Annotated in this window: 16 protein-coding genes and 1 pseudogene; 15 read left to right on the top strand and 2 right to left on the bottom strand. The window is 43.1% G+C overall.

Going from position 1 to position 20,698, the window contains the following annotated elements; genetic code table 11:
• Window positions 1-29: 29 nt before the first annotated feature.
• From B9T19_RS05975 to B9T19_RS05925, 10 genes are all read left to right on the top strand, one after another.
• Window positions 30-1,259 carry an MFS transporter gene (locus tag B9T19_RS05975; protein ID WP_094567676.1) on the top strand — a complete coding sequence of 410 codons (1,230 nt, stop codon included), beginning with the start codon at window positions 30-32 and terminating at the stop codon, window positions 1,257-1,259.
• 167 nt (window positions 1,260-1,426) lie between these two features.
• Entirely contained in the window at window positions 1,427-1,948 is a 522-nt protein-coding gene (locus B9T19_RS05970; protein WP_094567675.1) for a cupin domain-containing protein, read from the top strand.
• Window positions 1,949-2,203: 255 nt separating this feature from the next.
• On the top strand, window positions 2,204-3,001 hold the full coding sequence (locus B9T19_RS05965; protein ID WP_158214362.1) for an alpha/beta fold hydrolase: 798 nt from the start codon (window positions 2,204-2,206) through the stop codon (window positions 2,999-3,001).
• Between the two features lie 125 nt (window positions 3,002-3,126).
• On the top strand, window positions 3,127-3,939 hold the full coding sequence (locus tag B9T19_RS05960) for an SDR family oxidoreductase (RefSeq protein WP_094567673.1): 813 nt from the start codon (window positions 3,127-3,129) through the stop codon (window positions 3,937-3,939).
• A gap of 143 nt (window positions 3,940-4,082) precedes the next feature.
• Window positions 4,083-4,874 (top strand): aspartate dehydrogenase, encoded by a 792-nt coding sequence (locus B9T19_RS05955; protein WP_094567717.1) that lies wholly within the window; start codon window positions 4,083-4,085, stop codon window positions 4,872-4,874.
• 26 nt (window positions 4,875-4,900) lie between these two features.
• Entirely contained in the window at window positions 4,901-6,370 is a 1,470-nt protein-coding gene (locus tag B9T19_RS05950) for an aldehyde dehydrogenase (RefSeq protein WP_094567716.1), read from the top strand.
• A gap of 185 nt (window positions 6,371-6,555) precedes the next feature.
• A complete protein-coding gene (locus B9T19_RS05940) occupies window positions 6,556-8,190 on the top strand; it encodes a thiamine pyrophosphate-binding protein (RefSeq protein ID WP_094567671.1) in 1,635 nt (544 codons plus the stop codon).
• A 169-nt stretch (window positions 8,191-8,359) separates the two neighbouring features.
• Entirely contained in the window at window positions 8,360-10,123 is a 1,764-nt protein-coding gene (ptuA, locus tag B9T19_RS05935) for a retron Ec78 anti-phage system effector ATPase PtuA (protein WP_094567670.1), read from the top strand.
• Between the two features lie 3 nt (window positions 10,124-10,126).
• A complete protein-coding gene (gene ptuB / locus B9T19_RS05930) occupies window positions 10,127-10,876 on the top strand; it encodes a retron Ec78 anti-phage system effector HNH endonuclease PtuB (protein WP_094567669.1) in 750 nt (249 codons plus the stop codon).
• A gap of 176 nt (window positions 10,877-11,052) precedes the next feature.
• Window positions 11,053-11,406: a RidA family protein gene (locus B9T19_RS05925; RefSeq protein WP_229821689.1), complete on the top strand. Its 354-nt coding sequence runs from the start codon at window positions 11,053-11,055 to the stop codon at window positions 11,404-11,406.
• A 124-nt stretch (window positions 11,407-11,530) separates the two neighbouring features.
• Here the strand turns inward: B9T19_RS05925 and gyrA are convergent, their stop codons facing one another.
• On the bottom strand, window positions 11,531-14,203 hold the full coding sequence (gene gyrA / locus B9T19_RS05920) for a DNA gyrase subunit A (RefSeq protein WP_094567667.1): 2,673 nt from the start codon (window positions 14,201-14,203) through the stop codon (window positions 11,531-11,533).
• 460 nt (window positions 14,204-14,663) lie between these two features.
• On the opposite strand from gyrA, the gene B9T19_RS10595 reads away from it, so the two are divergent.
• The 4 genes from B9T19_RS10595 to B9T19_RS05905 all read left to right on the top strand — a co-directional run bounded on the left by B9T19_RS10595 (window position 14,664) and on the right by B9T19_RS05905 (window position 18,591).
• Complete coding sequence (locus tag B9T19_RS10595; protein ID WP_158214361.1) at window positions 14,664-14,834, top strand: lipoprotein; 171 nt, start codon at window positions 14,664-14,666, stop codon at window positions 14,832-14,834.
• Complete coding sequence (gene lysA / locus B9T19_RS05915; RefSeq protein WP_094567666.1) at window positions 14,824-16,041, top strand: diaminopimelate decarboxylase; 1,218 nt, start codon at window positions 14,824-14,826, stop codon at window positions 16,039-16,041. Before B9T19_RS10595 ends, lysA begins: the two co-directional genes overlap by 11 nt.
• A gap of 234 nt (window positions 16,042-16,275) precedes the next feature.
• The gene (gene queA, locus B9T19_RS05910; RefSeq protein ID WP_198959056.1) at window positions 16,276-17,313 is read left to right on the top strand and encodes a tRNA preQ1(34) S-adenosylmethionine ribosyltransferase-isomerase QueA; all 1,038 of its coding nucleotides are present in this window, start codon (window positions 16,276-16,278) and stop codon (window positions 17,311-17,313) included.
• A gap of 3 nt (window positions 17,314-17,316) precedes the next feature.
• On the top strand, window positions 17,317-18,591 hold the full coding sequence (locus B9T19_RS05905) for an MFS transporter (RefSeq protein WP_094567664.1): 1,275 nt from the start codon (window positions 17,317-17,319) through the stop codon (window positions 18,589-18,591).
• A gap of 194 nt (window positions 18,592-18,785) precedes the next feature.
• Here B9T19_RS05905 and fabG read toward each other — a convergent pair whose 3' ends face one another.
• Window positions 18,786-19,541 (bottom strand): 3-oxoacyl-ACP reductase FabG, encoded by a 756-nt coding sequence (gene fabG / locus B9T19_RS05900; protein ID WP_094567663.1) that lies wholly within the window; start codon window positions 19,539-19,541, stop codon window positions 18,786-18,788.
• A 562-nt stretch (window positions 19,542-20,103) separates the two neighbouring features.
• On the opposite strand from fabG, the pseudogene B9T19_RS05895 reads away from it, so the two are divergent.
• Window positions 20,104-20,628: pseudogene (locus tag B9T19_RS05895) on the top strand (RNA pyrophosphohydrolase); the annotation flags it as partial.
• Window positions 20,629-20,698: the final 70 nt, after the last annotated feature.

The raw sequence follows: 20,698 nt of genomic DNA, 5'->3' as shown, positions 1-20,698 counted from the left end.
GCATTGAGATATCTACTAGGAGGAAATTTATGAAAGAAGCGCTAGCTGAAAGGCTACCTTTTGTGCCCAAAAATTTAATAGTGCATTGGACGCCGGCAACAGTCTTAATGATCTGCGTTGTCTTAGCCTTTTTTGACAAGATCAGCATTGCTGTACTCTTTTCTGATCCCGCTTTTCAAGAGACGATGGGTGTTGTTGAAGATAAGAGTAGGCTCGGTTGGTTGATGACAAGTTTCCTTCTCTCTTATGGTTTCTCCTCCGTATTTTTAAGTTTTTTAGGAGATCTATTTAGCCCTAAAAAATTAATTTTCTGGTCTGTTTTGAGCTGGGGTATCTTGATGCTCATTATGGGATTTACAACGACTTATGAAGGGATGCTGATCAATCGGATCTTATTAGGGATTGCAGAAGGACCTCTCTTTGCACTCTGCTATAGCATCGTAAAGCTCTGTTATAGCGATAAAGAGCAGGCGCGTGCCTCCACAATGTTTATTTTAGGTACCCCTATTGGTGCGGCGTTAGGATTTCCGATTACCGCATATGTTTTAGGTAATTACGATTGGCATACCACCTTCTATGTGATGGGCGCATTAACCTTAATTGCAACAATCTTAGTCCATTATGGTTTACGTAATGTGGAAGTATCGGGACGGAAGCGAGTCGTTAAGAGCTCACATAGTGTTAATCTTAAGCGATTGATGAGTAATGGTCCTTTTTGGTTAGTCTGTTTTTTTAATATCGCTTTGATGACCTATCTCTGGGGACTCAATAGTTGGATTCCTACCTATCTCATGGAAGAGAAAGGATTCAATCTTAAAGAGTTTGGCACACTATCGATGATCCCTTTTATTGGGATGTTGATTGGAGAGATCGGAGGGGCGCTCTACTCAGATCGCTTTTCGATTCGTCGCGCACCGCAAGTCTTTATAGGGTTATTAGGTGCCGGGATAGCGATGTACCTAATGGTGATCGTTGAGAGCAATATACTCGTGATTACGATGATGACCATCAGCTCTTTAATGTGGGGAGTTTCCGTATCGGCCGTCTTTGCGCTTCTCTCAAATGTGAGTGATCGTGATGTGGCGACGACTGCAGGGGGGATTTTTAATGGTCTCGCTAACTTTACAAGCGCTATTGTACCGGTCTTAATCGCATATATCGTTGCCTTTTCTGGCAATTTTAATACCGGAATTATCTTTCTTGCGGGTGTTGCCGTTGCAGGATCGATCATTCTTGTCCCCTTATTGAGACGTTATTAGGGAGATGTTATTAGGGGCACTTTTAGAGCAGTAGCTTCCTACCGATCGTAATAGAGCGGAAATATTATTGAAGAAGTAACTGTAACAACAATACTTTATTGAGAACCCAAAGGGGATCTTATCCATAGAGATTTATTCATAAAATTTATTCACAAAGGAGAATAGAGATGTCTAGAGAATTTGAAACTTGGAACCGTCCAGAAGGCAAAAGTTTAGAAGAGTGGATGAATACACGAATCGCACGATTAGAAGATCGTAAGTATGATTTTGATGCACTCAAATTTCAAGCTGATTATGACCCTAAATATCGACGTGCGCAGATGCGTTACATGGGGACAGGCGCAACAGGCGTTGCATCAGATAGTAATACCGTTCCGGCAGAGAACTTTACATTTTCAACGATGGTATTACCGGCACAATGTGAAGGGCCACTCCATCTTCATGATGATGTTGAAGAGGTCTTTTTCCTGCTAAGAGGTTCTATCGAACTCTTTTTAGAAGATAAAGGAGAGAAATATTCAGTCATTCTTAAAGAGCGTGACCTGATCTCTATTCCTCCAGGAATTTATCGTGGACTTTATAACTATACGCAAGAAGATGCCTTAATGTGTGTCATGTTGGGTACTTCAAAACCGCAGATCCCGACCTATCCTGAAGATCATCCGCTCTCTAAAGTTAAGCGTAATTAAGCGTAATTATGTGTAGTTAAGTGTAATCAAGTGTCATTAAACGTGATCAGAGATAGATAGGTTATTCAAGATCATGAGATTTTGTACGTAGTATTAATAACAAAAGAGATAAGAAGAAGGGATAACAAGAGGGGCTTAAATCGAATCCTAGAGGGATCGGGTTCTTAATTTGAGATGTATTGAGGATCTGTTAAAGATTTTAGGAGATATCGATTTAAGCCATCTTGACTGATGATTGAGAGGAGAAGAGATTTTATGAACCAGGTTGAGTATCAATTCGCCCCAAAGAGCGGGATCGAGTATTTAGAGAAAAAGGGAGAGGGCACACCTTTTCTGTTACTCCATGGGATTAGCTCTGGCGCATACTCATGGATTAAACAGTTACAGGATCGTGAAATCTCTGCTCATCTTATTGCATGGAATGCGCCTGGATATGGGAAGAGTGAGAAGTTGATAACGGATACCCCTTTGGCTTTAGATTATGCCGATCGCCTCTTTGCATTGATCAATGAGTTGGGGTTGGAGCGCATCATATTAGTGGGGCACTCTCTTGGGGCGATGATGGCCACTGCTTTTGCTGCAAAATATCCACAATATTTAGAGCGAGTCCAGCTGATTGCACCGGCACAAGGATATGCTAAAGAAGAGGAATCTGTTAAGGCGGAAGTCTATCAGCGTCGGCCAAAATTATTAGCTCGATTAGGGAATTTAGGGATGGCTGAGGAACGAGGTCCTTATCTGCTTGGAAATCCTTCTACTGAGAATATGGACATCGTTCGTGAAGTCTCACAACGCTTAACAATGGATGGTTTTACTAATGCGTCTCATCTTCTTGCTTATGATTCTATCGATCGTGCATTGTCACAAATTGATCCACAATTGGAGATCGATCTCTATTTTGGCCTAAAAGATGGCATTACGCCACCAGAAGGGATGCATGCTTTAAAAGCACGACATTCAAGGCTCAATTTAGTTGAGGTTGCTGATGCGGGGCATCTTGCTTATATCGATGCGCCACTTTTTTTTAAAGAGAGACTCTTTGGGCCGATTTAAGAGGAAAAAAACGTTTACAGAGTGAGATAGGTGGATCTCACCCCTCTATTAGAGGAAGAGAGCGTTTGATATTGAGACGAGAATCATAAATAGGAAGGATTAGAAGGAAGATGAGGAGGCAGTCGATGAGTTTTGGTGTGGAGAATCGGGTCGCAATTGTGACCGGTGGATCATCTGGTATTGGTTTAGAAACGGTAAAATTACTTCTAGCAGGCGGTGCTAAAGTTGCTTGGTGTGGACGTAATCAGGCGCGTTTAGATGCTTCTTTAGAAGCGGTGAGGTTAGCATTACCTGAAGTTTCGTCTAGTGACATGTTAACCATTGTCGCAGATGTGCTAGATCGTGATTCTGTGGAAGCATTGATCAACGCTGTAGTTCAACATTTTGGGGGGATCGATTTCTTAATTAATAATGCCGGGCAGGGGAAAGTCGCCTCTTTTGAAGAGACTCAGGATGAGGATTGGCTCGGAGAAGTGACTCTTAAATATTTTGGTGTTTTAAATCCCATTAAGGCGGCATTGCCTTACTTAGAGCAATCAGATATGGCCTCGATTACCAATGTGAACTCGCTATTAGCCCTAAAGCCGGAGCGACATATGATTGCAACATCGGCAGCAAGAGCGGGCTTACTCAATTTGAGTAAGACATTGTCGCAGGAATTTGCTCAGAAAGGAGTTAATGGGATTCGGGTCAATTCGATCTTAATCGGTATGGTGGAGTCGGGGCAGTGGCGCCGTCGATATGAGGAGCGTTCAGATCGTTCTAAGAGTTGGGATGAGTGGATTGCCGGCATTGCCCAGGAGCGAGGAATCCCCATGGGGCGATTAGGTAAGGCAGAAGAGGCGGCACGAGCGTTACTCTTTTTAGCATCACCGATGTCCTCCTATACAACGGGGTCAGTTGTTGATGTCTCAGGTGGCTTCAGTCGAGAGATTTGATGAAGTTGCTCCATAAAATAATCAATAAGTGGTATCGGTAGAAGCGTAATAGAGAGCAGTTGATATATAGAGAACAAATGGATAGAGAAGCAATAGATAGAGAACAACAGATATAGAGTGAGCAGGAAAAGATGGGGGAGAGAATGAAGAAAATTGTAATGATTGGTTATGGGGCGATGGCACAAGCTGTGATGCCGCTTCTACCCGAAGATGTCAAAGTGGGATGGTTAGTAGTGATGCCACAAGATGTCGCTAAGACTCAAGCAATTGTGGGCGATGAGATTAAAGTCATTAGTCGCATTTCGGAGATAGATGGTCAGCCAGATTGTGCTGTTGAGATGGCAGGGCAGTTAGGATTGAAAGCACATCTCTTTGATTTGATTAGTGCGGGAATCGATGTTGGGGTGATCTCAGTAGGAACCTTTGCCGATTCACTATTTCAGAAGCAGGTTGAGCAGGCAGCAAAAGAGCATCAGGTGAAGATCTCGATCTTATCGGGAGCGATTGCCGGCATCGATGGTTTAGCCTCGGCTAAATTAGCAGGATTAGATTCCGTTCTCTATCAAGGGAGAAAGAATCCCCGTAGTTGGAAGGGAAGTTATGCAGAAGAGCTTGTCGATCTCGATCAGCTAGAGAATGCGACCACTTTCTTTAAGGGAAGTGCGAGAGAAGCGGCAAAACTTTTTCCTGCTAATGCCAATGTCGCTGCTACTTTAGCGCTTGCCGGAATCGGAATGGATGAGACTGAAGTTGAGTTGATTGCCGATCCAGAGATGGCGCGAAATCAGCATAAAATCATTGCGCAAGGTAAGTTTGGTGCTATGGAGATTGTGATGATGGGGGTTCCTTTAGAGAGTAACCCTAAGACTTCAATGCTCGCTGCATTAAGTGTGGCGCGTTTCTGTCGTCAGCTAGATGATGCGTTGCTCATTTAAGGATATTGACAGAGGATAAGGAGGATATAGTGAAAAAAATATTTTTAGCAGGTGAATGGAGAGTTGGTCGTGGAGAGCCTTCTAAGAGCTTCTTCCCCGCAGATATGAGTCTTAACGCAGAGTTTTCCACAGCTTCATTGGAAGATGTAAAAGAGGCGATTGTTGCAGCAGATAGAGCATGGAGAGATCCCGCCTGGAGAGATCTATTGCCGACAGAGAGAGCGCGCATTCTCTTTAAGTTTGCAGATATTTTAGAGCGAGATCGAGATGAACTCGCTCAGCTTCAAACTCGGGATAATGGTAAACCCCTCTATGAAACACGGGGATTGGTTGCAAGTGCTATTGCCACGACGCGTTATGTCGCCTCTACATTGGAGACGATGGATAATGAATTAACCAATCAGCGCATGCATGATGCGATTACTTTGAGCCTCTATGAGCCCTTAGGTGTTATTGCGGCCATTACTCCTTGGAACTCCCCTATTGCCTCTGAAGTACAGAAGTTGATCCCGGCATTAGCGGGGGGTAATGCGGTCATCTTAAAGCCTGCGGAAGCTACATCGTTAATTGCACTAGAATTAGCTAAACGATTTGAAGAAGCAGGGTTGCCTAAAGGAATCTTAAGTGTTCTGCCGGGGCGCGGTTCAGTGGTGGGGAATGCCATTGTGAATCATCCATTAGTGAAGAAGATCTCATTTACCGGAGGCACCAATACTGGAAGAGCTTTAGCCCATATTGCAGCAGAGCGCCTTGTTACCACCTCTTTAGAGCTTGGTGGCAAGTCACCTACAATCGTATTAGATGATGCTAATTTAGAGTTAGCCGTCAATGGTGTTATTTATGGCATCTTTAGTTCAGCCGGACAAGCCTGTATCGCCGGCTCACGCCTCTTTGTGCATCGTTCGCTCTATGAACCTTTTTTAGCAAAGCTCATTGAAAAGAGTGCCGCTCTGCGCGTTGGACACCCAGAAGATCCCACAACACAGGTGGGACCAGTGATTAGCGAGCAACATTTAGAGAGTATCGACCGTTATGTCCAGCAGGCGGTTGCTGAAGGGGGTAAGATCGAGATAGGTGGAAAACGGCTATTAGAAGGGGCGTTAGCAAAGGGTTGTTATTATGCCCCGACGATTATTACCGGCTTAAAAAATAGTGACTCTGTCTGTCAAGAGGAGATCTTTGGTCCTGTATTGGTGGTGCTTCCTTTTGATGATGAAGCGGCACTTATTACCGAAGCTAATGACTCCGTTTATGGGCTATCTGCCGGTATCTGGACAGAAAATTATCGCCGTGCATGGCAATTAGCACGAACTTTAGAAGCGGGAACCGTTTGGATCAATACCTATAAGAAATTCTCTATCTCAACACCTTTTGGGGGTTATAAAGAGAGTGGCATCGGGCGAGAGAAGGGGCGTTTAGGGATTCTCTCTTATATGCAACAAAAGAGTATCTTCTTAAGCTTAGATGAGACTCCTAATCCTTGGTGTGAGTCGTAATAAAAGAGAGATAGAGAAGAGAAAGATAAAGATAAAGAAAAATAGAGAGCTCGCGCGAGAGGTAGCGAGATATCGAGTGAGATATCTCATGAGAGAAAATGCTATTAGATCGATAGCGTCTCTAAAAATAGAGAATATGGGTAGAGAATAAGATAGACGCAGATTAGAAGGCGTAGGAGAAAAGAATGAAGGTAACAGTTGGAGAAGTGATTGCACGCTTATTAGAGATGCATGGTGTTGAGGATGTGTATGGTGTTATTTCGATCCATAACCTTCCTATTGCAGATGCTATTGGGCGCCGAGAGAAGATCAATTTTGTCTGCTCTAGAGGAGAAGCAGGTTGCTTAACGATGGCGGATGCTCATGCGCGTTTTAAGGGATTAGGTGTTGCAATTACAAGTACCGGTGCTGGTGCCGGAAATGCGGTGGGATCTCTAATTGAGGCCTGTAATGCGGCGAGTCCGGTATTACATATTACCGGTCAGGTTGAACGAGAGTATCTCGATCGAGATGCCTCATTTATTCATGAAGCAAAAGATCAATTAACTTTCTTGAAGGCGGCGAGTAAGGCAGCTTATCGAATTATGAGTCCCGATAATGCCATTGGTATTATGCGTGAGGCCATTCGTGTGGCGCAAACCGTTCCAATGGGGCCGGTGAGTGTTGAGATTCCGATCGATGTACAAGCGACCGAGATCGAGCTTCCCGAAGAGCTCTATCCTGTGGGAGCTTTACAGATGCCGATGATTGATCGTGCTGCCTTAGACAGAGTGGTAGAGTCTTTAAAAGAGGCAAAACGCCCAATTCTATGGATTGGAGGAGGATGTTTAGAGGCTGAAGATGAGGTTAAAGCATTGGCAGATCTTGGGATTCCTATTCTCTCTTCGACCCATGCTAGAGGGGTATTGCCTGATCATCATCCTCGTAGTTTGGGCGCTTTCCATAACTCTCAAAAGGTCGAAGAGCTCCTAAAGTCAGCTGATATTGCTTTGGTAGTGGGATCTCGTTTGAGAAGTAATGAGACGAAGACTTATAGCGTCCAATTTCCTGAAAAATTGATTCAGATCGATGCCAATCCTGTCGCGCAACAGAGAAACTACCGTGTCGAGCACTTTATCTGCTCTGAGGCAAAAGCCTCTTTAGCGTATCTTGCAACCGCCTTAGAGCAACACTCTTTTATCGATCCCGACTATGATCGAGAGATTAGAGAAGCGAAAGAAGCGGCGATCAATGCTTTGACAGAGCAGTTAGGTCCTTATGCTGAGATCTGTTTTGCTCTACGAGATGCATTACCGGAGAGTGGTATTTTAGTGCGAGATATTACGATGTCAGGAAGCACTTGGGGAAGTCGACTCTTTCCAGTACAAGCTCCACTTCGTAATATCCACTCGCTTGCAGGTGCTATCGGCTTAGGTTTAGCGCATGGGATCGGATCGGCGATTGCTAATCGGGATAAAAAAGTTGTCGCTCTTGTGGGAGATGGCGGTTTAATGCTCGGCATTGGCGAGATTGCAACGATGGTTCAGGAGAAGCTGAATATGGTGTTGTTAGTGATGAATGATCAGGGTTATGGTGTGATGCGTGGCATTCAAAATAACTATTTTGGTGGTCGCCAATATTATAATGAGCTACATACGCCAAGCTATAAGAAGTTAGGAGAATCGATGGGTTGTGTGAGCTTTTTAGCAAGCTCTGTTGAGGAGTTTCGTCAGGTCATTGCCGATGCGATTGCGATTGAAGGCCCCACCGTTGTTGAAGTGGATATGACTGCGATCGGCCCCCTTAACTTTGCAGGTCCGCCACAGAAAAAGCTCTATTAAAGAGAGTCAAATTCAAGAGAATCAGCTTCAGTATCTGTATTGAGAGGGCCGTTATCATTGAAAGGTAACGGCTCTTTTTTGTGAGCCTCCTGCTTTTGATCTTTCTATGATATCTTGAAAGGAGAGTCCTTTTTTAGGCTATTTTAGGAGCACTTTTAAGGAGAGCAAAATGAAGCAGAATGAGAGAGATGGGGGTGCGAAATTAACACCGGCGAAGCAGCGTCATTTATCAGATAATCTATCCGATAATCATAATCTATCGAAAGACTCACCATCTTATGGAGCCGATCGATCGCTAGAATCGGAATTTTCGCTATTGAAAAATTATGATCAGGCAGAGCGCTATCTTCGAGAGGTCGATCTTGATGCGCGTGCTTCACTCTCGCAAGATCCTAATCTGCAGAAGGCAAAATCAGCTTTTTCTCGTTGTGAGTCGATTCTTAATGAAGCAACATTTAAGGTGCGCCGGATTAGAATTAAAAATCTGCGTCGATTGAATGATTTAGAGATCACTTTCGATGATCGACTCACTGTTTTGATAGGGGAGAATGCTACTGGAAAAACAACGGTTTGTGAGTGTTTAACGAAGGGGCTCTCTTGGGTACTCAATGCGATTAATCGCGAAGAGGAGGCGGGTTTAGAGATCGCTGAGGAGGAGATTAAAAGTGGTGAAAATAGAGCGGAGATCTCTCTTGAGATGGAGGTTGATGCACATAATAAGATCCACTTTATGCTTGAACGTTCGCTGCAGGAGGGCGCAATTGCCCAACGCTCCGATTTTAGTGAACTCAATGCCTATGCTAAGGTAATCCGTGATTGCATCACTTTCAATGATTGTAATATTACGCTTCCCCTTTTTATCTTCTATAGTGTCAATCGCCCTAATTTTGTGCGAGGGGCACGTAAAATTCATCTTCATCGGGCAAGTGCATACGATTATGCGTTAGATGAGAAAGTTCGCATCTCCGATATGATTGAGTGGTTTGTGATGTTAGAGAATCTTTCGCGGCAAGACTCAGGAACGGAACTTCGCGATCTTCTACAATTTAGAGCGTTATTAGAGCAGACAGCAGAAGAGTTTACCCAAGAGCATCAAAATGCTGATCCTATGAAGCAGGCGCTTGTTGATGATATGCTTTCAGGGTTAAAAGTGAAGATTGCAGAGACAGATGAAAAAATTGCTGCACTGCAGTGTCGCCCGCTCAATACCGCACAGAAGTTAAAAGAGATCGTCAATGAGATTGTCTGTGATCTGATCCCGAATGCCACAGGGATCTTTGTTGATCGTTCCACAGGAAAGGATCGGGTTGTTCTCTCAATCTATGATGAGTTACATGATATCCAACATCTTTCACATGGACAGCGCTCGGTTCTCTTCATGGTAGCAGATCTTATCTCACGGTTAGAGATCTTAAATCCCCATCTAGAAGATCCAAGGGAGAGCCCCGGCGTTGTGATTATTGATGAGATCGAGCTTCATCTCCATCCTACTTGGCAGCAGACGATTATCGATTCCTTACTCAAAATCTTTCCTAATATGCAATTTATTATTACAACGCATAGCCCACAAGTTATCTCCACTGTTCATAAAGATCGAATTCGCTTTCTGAAAAATGATTTTGAAACCAATCGTGTTCGAGTTCATTCCCCAAGCTTTCAGACTCGAGGCCTCTCTTCAGATAATATCTTGTTGCGCATCTTAAATATTGCGGATGTTCCTGATGTGTACGAACATCAACAATATCAGCAGTTAGAGAAGATGATTGAAAATGGCTTAGATGAGACGCCGGAAGGGGAGGCGCTCTATCTGATGTTAGAGAAGCATTTTGGTCGAGAGAGTATCGAGATGGAGAAGCTTCGTCATCAGAAAAAATTGCAACAGCTCAAAGCGCGACTGCGTAATCGAAGACCTGCTCAGGAGAGAAAGGAGTAGGGGATGAGAAAATTAGTGCGGCCGAAAGAGGTGCCTAAATGTTTAGTACGAGCTCAGAAGAATGGCACAAAAAATTGGCAACGACTGAGAGGGGGTGATCGGCGAGAGATCTGGTCAAAGCTCAATGAGATGCAACATCACATTTGTGCTTATTGTGAAACACCCTTTACAACGGAAGATAGCCATATTGAGCATCTCTATCCCCGCGCTAAATATGAGGCGTTAACTTTTGAGTGGAAAAATCTTTTTGGCTCTTGTAACAATAATAATAGCTGTGGTATCTATAAAGATGGTGCGCATAATCCTCATAAAGTAATTCATGAGTTGTTGATAAAACCGGATCAGGAGGATCCTCACGCCTACTTTCGTTACTATCTTAATGGACGGATTTCGGTAAAGCCGGGCTTATCAGATTATGACTATCATCGTGCGAAAGAGACTATCCGAGGATTCAATCTCAATCATAATGCGTTAGCGAGTCTGCGCAGACGACATCTCGAGCCGCTTCAACAGTTAGAAGAGGAGTTTATTCTCTGGTGTGAATTGTGTGAGGGGGATCCGGAGCTACTCGAAGAGTTAGCCGAGGAGATTCATTCACTCTTAGCGGAGCAGAAAAATAGTGCTTATCAATCGATTAAGGAGCACTATATCCATAATCATTTAGATCTTTTAGGTTTAGTTGAAGAGCGGATCGAAGAAGAGGTGGAGAGATGGGAAGAGTCATATGAAGGAATCGGAGGGGATAGAAATTAGTAAGAGATATTAACATCGATAGTTAGATCAAGAGCAAGATCACAAGGTCAAGAGCGGCAAAAATAACGACAAAGATATCAATGATATTGATTACGATAAGACTTCAAAAGGCAGTCAGTTATGATTGACTTTTCCATTAGCAATTCAATCGCCGGTATTACCGGTAATAAGGAACCATCATGATTACTCGAATTAATAAAGGCCCGCGGATGTCAGATGCGGTGATCTATAACGATACGCTTTACTATACCGCTATTCCTTTAGTGGAAGAGGCAGATATCTATCGACAGATGCAGAGTTTACTTGCCGATATTGATCAGCTTTTAGAGAAAGTTGGAGCTGAAAAATCCCATATTCTAGATGTAACGATCTTTCTTGTGAGTAGTTTAGATATCGAGGGGATGAATCGTGCTTGGGATGAGTGGGTCGATTCTGACAATGCACCGGTTCGCTGTACCGTGCAGGCGGGATTGATGAATCCTAATTGGAAGGTTGAGGTGAAGATTGTTGTCGCATTACCGTCAAAATAGAGCAAGATAGTACAAAATAGAGAGAGCCGATCTAAGGATAGATCGGCTCTCTTACTCTTAATTTACTTCATTAAATGCTGATTAATAGTTAATAGCTAATGAGTTGGATTTATACCCTTTCGATTTACTCCTCCGAGGGTTTCTCCTCATCACTCTCCTTCTCTGTTTCGAGCGACTCTTCTGTTTCAACCGTTAAGTCTACTTCATCGATTTCAACCACATCGATCTCGAGATCTTCCTCATCTGTACTCATCTCATCGTCTGCATCATTCTCCTCGATACGAGACATACCGACAAGTGTATCGCCATCATCGAGACGAATGAGACGCACGCCTTGAGTATTTCGTCCTAAGATTGAGACTTCTGCAACAGAGGTTCTCACTAATACACCATTACAGGTAATGAGCATCACTTCATCATCTTCCTCAACAATGGAGGCTCCCACGATTTGGCCATTTCGCTCTGAAGTTTGGATGCCAATAACCCCTTTACCACCACGATTACGGCGCGCAAATTCCTCAATTAAGGTTCGTTTACCATAACCATTCTCTGTAGCGATGAGGACCACACCCTCTTCCACAGCAAGCATCATTGAGATGACATGTTGTCCTTCTACAAGCGTGATACCTTTAACACCGCGTGATCCACGTCCGGTTGGGCGCACATCAGATTCACTAAAGCGATTCACTAAACCTGTATTGGTAAAGAGCATAATATCATTTTCACCATTAGTGATTTCAGTACCAATGAGCTCATCCCCCTCATCAAGGTTGACGGCAATTAAACCGCTTGAACGTTGACTTTGGAAGTTAGAGAGGACGGTCTTCTTCACAACACCATATTTAGTTGCCATAAAGATGTAGCGATCATCGTCATAACTATCGACAGGAAGCATCGATGTAATTCGCTCATCTGCTTCTAATGGGAGCAGATTGATAATAGGTCGACCACTTGCACCACGGCCCGCTTCAGGAAGCTCAAAGACGCGTAACCAGTAGACACGGCCATAAGAGGAGAAGCACATCAATTGTGCATGAGTGCTGACAACCATCAGATGCTCTACATCATCCTCATCGACCACTCGAGCGGCGGACTTACCACGACCCCCTCGGCGTTGTGCACGATACTCATCCAGTTTTTGATATTTGATATAGCCACGACGCGAGAGAGTTACTACAACATCCTCTTCGGCAATGAGATCCTCTAAGCTGATATCTTCAGCGGCTTCTCTAATCTCCGTGCGACGCTCATCACCGAACTCATCTCTGATTGCAATAAATTCCTCTTCAATAACATCACGAAGACGATCAGGATTGACTAAAATTTCGATCAATTCACGAATAGTATCGAGAAGGCCTTGATACTCTTCTAAAATCTTATCTTGCTCTAAGCCCGTTAGGCGCTGGAGGCGCATATCTAAGATCGCTTGCGCCTGCTCTTCTGAGAGCTGGTAAGTCGATCCAATAAGACCGACACCCTCTAATCCATCTGGTGTTGTCTTCAATTCTGCTGCGCGTGCTAACATGGCTGAAACTTCACCCGGCGCCCATTGACGCGCTAACATTCGCTCTTTCGCTTCCGCACCAGTTGCCGAAGTTCTGATCAGCTGAATCATCTCATCGATATTTGCAAGTGCAACCGTCAATCCCTCTAATAGGTGGGCTCTGCTACGGGCACGTTTCAGTTCAAAGATTGTTCGGCGTGTGATTACTTCTCGGCGATGGAGGAGGAAGGCTTCTAAAACTTGCTTGAGGTTGAGGAGTTTAGGTTGGCCACGATCGATAGCCACCATATTGATCCCGAAGCTCGATTGGAGTGCGGTATGCTTATAGAGTTGGTTGAGAACAACTTCTCCCATCTCTCCTCGGCGAAGTTCAATAACAATACGCATCCCATCTTTATCGGACTCATCACGGAGTCCATCGGGCGCGATTCCTTCAATAATTTTTTCGCGGTAGAGTTCCACAATACGTTCGATGAGGCGCGCTTTATTAACTTGGTATGGAATCTCAGTGATGATAATGACATCACGATCTCGTTTTTCATCATGCTCAATCTCTGCTCTTGCACGAATGACAACACGGCCCCGGCCTGTATGATATGCCTCACGAATTCCACGTGTTCCATTAATAATCCCTGCCGTTGGGAAGTCAGGTGCCGGAATATATTCCATCAGCTGATCAATGGTCAGGTCAGGGTCATGTAAGAGCGCTAAAGAGGCATTAATGGTTTCGGTAAGGTTATGGGGGGGAATATTTGTTGCCATCCCTACGGCAATTCCGGCAGAACCATTAACAAGCAGGTTAGGAATACGTGTAGGGAGTACCGATGGCTCAATTTCTGATTCATCGTAGTTTGGAATAAAGTCAACAGTCTCTTTCTCAATATCTTGAAGGAGTGTCTCGGCAATTTTGCTCATCCGAATTTCGGTATAACGCATTGCCGCTGCTGAGTCGCCATCGATTGAACCGAAGTTTCCTTGTCCATCAATCAACATATAGCGGAGAGAGAAATCTTGCGCCATACGGACGACGGAATCATAGATAGCAGAGTCACCATGAGGGTGATATTTACCCATCACATCTCCCACAATACGGGCAGACTTTTTGTAGGCTTTATTCCAGTGATTATTCGTCTGATTCATTGAATGAAGTATGCGTCGATGCACCGGCTTCAATCCATCGCGAACATCGGGAAGAGCACGGCCGACGATAACACTCATGGCATAATCAAGATAGGAGCTTTTCATCTCCTCTTCTAGGCTAATCGGGACAATCTCTTTGGCAAAATCACTCATTGAACCAACCTTTACTGAAAAACGATAGTTAACTTAAAAACAACATGTAATTGTAACACATTTTGTTGATTAATTCGCCTGTTTCAGATAGAAATTAGCGGATTGAGCGAGAAAGAATAATTCCTGCTATCCCCCCTACAGTCAAAAAATAATATTTAAAAATGGGAATATTTGGCGAATAATGCGCTATCTTTAGGAAAGTTAATTCCACTTTATCTTTTCAATCAAATATTTTTTGTTAAGGAAAGATGAAAAGCAGTAGCTCCAAAGTGCTAAGCTGTGTTAATTGTAATAGAATGATTGACCCTGTTAATAGTGTATCTAATCTATCGGCTCTCAGTAGAGAATAGCGGATATATAGCGGATATATAGCAGGTAAATAGCAGATGGATAACAGATGAATGACCGATGAATAATGGAGAATAATCTCTAGATCGCTTTACTTCAGAAGGATAGTTGAGTGTTAAAGGTTTATAAAAAGGGAATAGTTCTCCTGTTTGTGATGGGGCTTTTAGCCGGTTGCGGGCAAACAGGTGCGCTCTATATTGCAAAAAGCGAAGCAGAGCATAATGATGGACACTTTATGACAAGTTATAAAAAAGATTATAAAAAAGAGAAAGATGAAAATTGATCAGGTGCGTTTAACAGAGGTGGCGGAGGAGTTTCAGACGCCGGTTTATATCTATCGGGCAGAGAAAATTTTAGCAAACTATGATGCTTATCGCCGTGGATTTGGGGATTATCCTCATCTTATCTGCTACGCCGTAAAAGCAAATAGTAACTTATCGATTTTGAAGTTATTGGCGGAAGCGGGATCGGGCTTTGATATTGTCTCTCGTGGTGAGTTAAAACGCGTTTTAGCTGCCGGGGGTGATCCTCAAAAAGTGGTCTACTCAGGCGTCGGTAAACGAAATTGTGATTTAGAATTTGCTCTTAATGCCGGCATTGGCTGCTTTAATGTAGAGTCGGTTGCAGAAGTCTATATGCTCAATAAGATTGCTGGAAAATTGGGAGTTAAAGCGCCCGTCTCATTAAGGATTAATCCCAATGTGGATGCTAAAACACATCCTTATATCTCAACAGGTCTAAAAGAGAATAAGTTTGGAATCAGTATGACCGATGCATTGCCGATGTATCGTGAGATGGCGCGTATGCCCCATATCGATATTCAGGGAATCGATTTTCATATCGGCTCACAATTGACAGAGATTGAACCTTATGCTGAAGCACTCGATATTACGCTTGCCCTGATTGATGAACTCTCTGCATTAGGAATCCATCTAAAGCATCTCGATATGGGAGGCGGATTAGGGATTCGTTATGAAGATGAAACTTTAATCGATCCTGCGGAGTGGATCGATCAAGCGATCGAAAAGATTGGTGATCGTGATCTTAAAATATTGATTGAACCGGGTCGCTCTATAGTAGGGGATGCCGGCGTTTTAGTGACGCAGGTAATTCTTACTAAAGAGAATGAGGGGAAAAACTTTGCCGTGGTTGATGCCGCAATGAATGATCTGATTCGTCCGGCGCTCTATAGCTCATGGATGAATATTATTAACCTCGATGAGCGTGATGAAGGTGAGGTTAAAAATTATGATATTGTCGGCCCTATTTGTGAAACAGGTGATTTCTTAGGGAAGGATCGACAGCTCGCTTTAACATCGGGAGATTACTTAGCTATTACTCATGCCGGCGCGTATGGTTTTACGATGGCCTCTAACTATAATTCTCGTGGTCGAGCCGCAGAGGTATTATTGATGGGGGATGAAGCAAAGCTGATTCGTAAAAGAGAGAGCGAAGAGTCACTTTATGCAGATGAGTTGCAATATCTCTAATGTTAGTAATGATCGTTAAGATCGTTAATTAATAATTGTTAATTAATTATTGTTAACAAGAGCTATTGATTGAGAGTGGTTAATTAAAAAGAGTCGTGTGATGATAAAAATCCCAATGTCCTCGGTGGACTTTGGGATTTTATCTTTAGCACAATTGGAATTGGCTGTAGAAATATTAGTAGAAATATTAGTAAAAAACATCAGTGAAAATATAAGTAGGAATAAGAGTTCATGTTGAAATTATCAGATTACGATTATCATCTGCCCGAGGAATTGATTGCCCAATTTCCACCGAAAGTAAGAGGAACCTCCCGATTGTTAATCCCTTATCATGGCGAGATTCGAGACCATAGCTTTGATGCTTTAGTTGAATATTTACACCCCGGAGATCGGATTGTGATCAATAATACTCGCGTTTTGCCGGCTCGACTCTTTGGACAAAAAGAGACGGGGGGCAAGGTGGAGATTATGGTTGAGCGTCTTCTGACTGAAACAGATATTTTAGCGCAAATTAAAGCGAGCAAAGCGTTAAAAGTGGGGAAAAAAGTTTTGATTGAGGGGGAGCCTCGTCTAGAAATGGTGGCCAGGGATGATCATTTCTTTCAACTACGAACGATCGATGGAAGCGCGATTGCACAACTGCTAGAAACCTATGGGCATCTTCCATTGCCACCCTATATTACACGTAGTGATGAAGAACTTGATCAGTCCCGCTATCAGACCGTCTTTAATAAAGAGGAGGGTGCGGTTGCGGCGCCGACTGCCGGACTTCATTTTACAGAGGAGTTGCTTGATCAACTGCGTCAAAAAGGGGTTGATATTACAGAGATTACGCTGCATGTCGGTGCGGGGACGTTTCAACCGATTCGAAGTGAAAATTTAGATGAGCATCAGATGCATAAAGAGTGGATCTCTGTGCCAGAGTCGGCAGTAGAGGAGATTAAAGCAACAAAAGCGGCGGGGAAAAGAGTGATTGCGATTGGCACGACAGCCGTGCGTGCATTAGAAAGCGCTGCTCTTTCAGGGGAGTTGCGCCCGTTTGTGGGAGATACAGATATTTTTATCAAGCCGGGCTTTAAATTTAGAGTGATTGATGGGCTCTTAACCAATTTCCATCTTCCTAAATCGACACTCTTGGTGTTAGTTTCAACATTGATGGGGAAGAAACGTATCGAAGAGATCTATCAGCATGCGGTTAAATCGCAATACCGTTTCTTTAGTTACGGGGATAGTATGTTGTTAGTGCCGGAATTGGATCGAGCGAAGGAGTAAGTTATGGCGCAAGGTTTAACACGCGATGAGGTAAAGACCTTATCACTCTCTTCTTTAGGTGGAGCGTTAGAGTTTTATGATTTCATTGTCTTTTTAACATTTGCCTCTACCTTAAGAGTGCTCTTTTTCCCGGCAGAATCAGAGTTAGTTGCTACGGTGATGACCTATCTTACCTATGCGATTGCCTATTTTGTTCGCCCATTAAGTGGTGTTGTGCTGGCCCATTTTGGAGATCTGATTGGTCGGAAAAAGGTCTTTATGTTCTCGCTCTTTATGATGGCGCTGCCGACACTTGCCATTGGTTTATTGCCGACCTATGAGTCCATCGGTTATTTTGCACCGGCACTTCTTCTTTTGATGCGAATCTTACAAGGTGTCGCATTAGGGGGAGAGGTTCCTAGTGCTCATGTTTTTGTCACAGAGCATGTCTCCCGTGGGCGTTTTGGTATTGCTAATAGCGCTATCGCTGCAGGGTTAACTTTTGGCGTATTGATCGGTCATTTTGTCTCAACGATGATGAATATCTCCTTTACTGCCTCGGAGACTTTAGCATATGCCTGGCGAATTCCCTTTATTTTAGGGGGTGTTTTAGGGTTGTTAGCAGTCTATCTTCGTCGATATCTCAAAGAGACACCGGTTTTCTTAGAGATGCAGAAGCAGAAAGCACTGCACGCCGGTACACCTATGAAAACGCTCTTAAAAGATTTTCGTCCTCAACTCTTTATTGCGACATTGAGTACTTGGTTACTGATTGCGGGGGTTGTTTTAGTTCTGCTCGCCCCGAACTTAATGAAATCAGAAGTTTTTAATATGGAGGCGGGATTTGTTAATAAAGCAGCATTAGTCGCCACTTTTATGAATATTGTGGGGAGTTTAGCGGCGGGATTCTTGGTTGATCGAATCGGTTTGAGAAGAACTCTTTTCGGGTTTGCGCTGCTTCTTGCGATCACAAGCTATATCTTCTTTACCGCATTAGGCAGTAGTGATTTGACGCAGGTAGGAATCCTCTATGCCATCGCCTCCTTCTTCTTAGGGATCGTTGCTTGTGTGCCGATGATTATCATTCGTCTCTTTCCGGCAGATGTGCGTTTAACTGGCATGGGCTTCTCATACAATATTGGTAATGCCGTATTTGCAGGGTTAACAACCTTCTTAGTACCGGTGATTGCAGAGCATTTCCATCCAATGTTTATTGCCTATTACATTCTCTTCTTATGTGCATTAGGAATCTTTTTAAGCCTCTATTTAGGTCGAGAGAGATTCAAGAGTTATCTCTAATAGATCTTCATAAACTAGGGGAAGTTTTAAGATCGAATAGAGATCTGAGTCTTCAATGATCGGCAGCAGATTGTAACGGCAGGTCACTGTAGGATGAAAAAGAGAAGGGAGCATATTGAAAGATACGCTCCCTCTCTATTTAACTATGAATATAGGAGAAATATCGTATATTCAATATCCAGATATATTTGTGGTTAGAGTAGTGCTTCCGGTGATTCTGGGAGAATCTGTCCACCATCGATAATAATGGTTTGTCCTGTAATATATTTAGCTTCTTTCGATGCCAGAAAAGCTGCGGCATAACCGATATCTTTAGGTTCGCCTAATGTATGTGTCGGGATTGTCGCACGCATCTGATTGAGATAAGTCTCCCCTTGTGCTTCGAGTCCCTCCGTTAAGATATTGCCGGGTAGAACTGCATTCACTGTAATGCCAAAGCGAGCATATTCGAGAGCAGCGCTACGCATAAATCCTAATTGAGCCGCCTTAGATGCTCCATAATGGCTCCATCCGGGGAATCCCGTAATATTTCCTGTAATAGATGATGTAATAATCACGCGTCCATAACCTTGATTTTTCATCACTTTAAGGGCTGCTTGGACAATAAAGAAGGTTCCTTTGACATTGACCTCTTGCATAAAATCCCAATCTTTCTCCGTCATCTCCTCTATGGTTGCCTGAGGAAAGATACCGGTATTGGAGCAGAGAATATCGAGCCTACCATACTTTTCGATCACCTCTTCGATACGCGTTTGGCAGAGGGCTTGATTCGTAACATCTAATGCGACAAAATCGCAACCTAACTCTTTTGCTGTATTATTGCCGGCAGTGGTATCGATATCCGCAATAATAACGGTTGCTCCAGCTTCAATAAGTGCCTCAACAATGCCGCGCCCGATACCTTTTGCGCCACCTGTCACCATTGCGATCTGTTTATCTAATGAAAACATCGTAACTCCTTTGCTTAAGCAGAGATCTTAAGTAGAAAGATAAGAGTGGGAATCTTGGTAGATAATCTTTACTATCTACAATTAACTTTGATGATGGATTCCCAGTTAGAAAGATGGATCTCAATGCTTCATCTCTCAACATTCTTTTCATCACATAACATCATATATAAAATCATCATACAAGAAATAGGGTAGGTTGGGGGTTATTAAAATAATTATTCCAATCGTTATTCAAATTATTATTTTAGTCATTTTATTACAAATCTATTGTGCGCCTATTTATCTAAGCTATTTATAAAATAGTGATGCGTTCATCTATATCTTTTTAAAAGACCTCCGTAAGTTCCTCGTAAGCTTTTAATAAGTTTTGTATAAATTGACTAATCTACTTATAAGCTCTTATTATCTTTGATACTCTCTATCTTTTAGATAAGAGATGACTATCACATCTAACAGCCCATTTTAGCGAGGCTCCCTACTTCTATTTTAAATAAGATTTGGCTTTAAAGGCGCCTTGTGGAACAATAGAGTTGATATTTTAATTTTTAGATAAAGGCACAAAATGATAGACAATGATGGCTTTCGGGCAAACGTTGGAATCATATTGTGTAATCAAAATCAGCAGTTATTCTGGGGTCATCGCATCGGTCAATTAGATGCTTGGCAATTTCCACAAGGGGGAATTGATCCAAATGAGACGCCGGAAGAAGCCATGTATAGAGAGCTTTATGAGGAAGTTGGATTACGCCCTGAACATATTAAAATTTTAGGTAGAACAGATCGGTGGTTACGTTATCGTTTACCCCACAATTTGATTCGCCGAAATCATATGAATGAGAGAACATGTATCGGCCAAAAGCAGGTCTGGTTTATGCTCGAATTTATCGGTGAGGAAGCGGATTTTAATCTGAATGCGGCGGACCATCCCGAGTTTGATCACTATAAGTGGGTTGATTATTGGTTACCATTGCGCGATGTGATTCATTTTAAACGTAAAGTTTATGATAAAGCGCTAACAGAGCTTGCCCCTTTGATTTTTGAAAGAACGGTTCCTAAAAAACCTAAAGATTTACGCTCACGAAGACGTCATTCCCTCTTTAGAATGCACTCTCGCAAGCAGACTTTCAAAGAGCGAAATGGAGAGAAGAGAATTTCTT

Source organism: Ignatzschineria sp. F8392 (assembly GCF_002252045.1).
Classification (GTDB): domain Bacteria; phylum Pseudomonadota; class Gammaproteobacteria; order Cardiobacteriales; family Wohlfahrtiimonadaceae; genus Ignatzschineria.
The sequence above is the reverse complement of the archived record's forward strand: the minus strand, read 5'-3'. Positions and strand labels throughout refer to the sequence as shown.

Coding starts and splice junctions, on each gene's coding strand:
- B9T19_RS05975 (WP_094567676.1), top strand. CDS start 30: ATGAAAGAAGCGCTAGCTGAAAGGCTACCTTTTGTGCCCAAAAATTTA.
- B9T19_RS05970 (WP_094567675.1), top strand. CDS start 1,427: ATGTCTAGAGAATTTGAAACTTGGAACCGTCCAGAAGGCAAAAGTTTA.
- B9T19_RS05965 (WP_158214362.1), top strand. CDS start 2,204: ATGAACCAGGTTGAGTATCAATTCGCCCCAAAGAGCGGGATCGAGTAT.
- B9T19_RS05960 (WP_094567673.1), top strand. CDS start 3,127: ATGAGTTTTGGTGTGGAGAATCGGGTCGCAATTGTGACCGGTGGATCA.
- B9T19_RS05955 (WP_094567717.1), top strand. CDS start 4,083: ATGAAGAAAATTGTAATGATTGGTTATGGGGCGATGGCACAAGCTGTG.
- B9T19_RS05940 (WP_094567671.1), top strand. CDS start 6,556: ATGAAGGTAACAGTTGGAGAAGTGATTGCACGCTTATTAGAGATGCAT.
- ptuA (WP_094567670.1), top strand. CDS start 8,360: ATGAAGCAGAATGAGAGAGATGGGGGTGCGAAATTAACACCGGCGAAG.
- ptuB (WP_094567669.1), top strand. CDS start 10,127: ATGAGAAAATTAGTGCGGCCGAAAGAGGTGCCTAAATGTTTAGTACGA.
- gyrA (WP_094567667.1), bottom strand. CDS start 14,203: ATGAGTGATTTTGCCAAAGAGATTGTCCCGATTAGCCTAGAAGAGGAG.
- lysA (WP_094567666.1), top strand. CDS start 14,824: ATGAAAATTGATCAGGTGCGTTTAACAGAGGTGGCGGAGGAGTTTCAG.
- B9T19_RS05905 (WP_094567664.1), top strand. CDS start 17,317: ATGGCGCAAGGTTTAACACGCGATGAGGTAAAGACCTTATCACTCTCT.
- fabG (WP_094567663.1), bottom strand. CDS start 19,541: ATGTTTTCATTAGATAAACAGATCGCAATGGTGACAGGTGGCGCAAAA.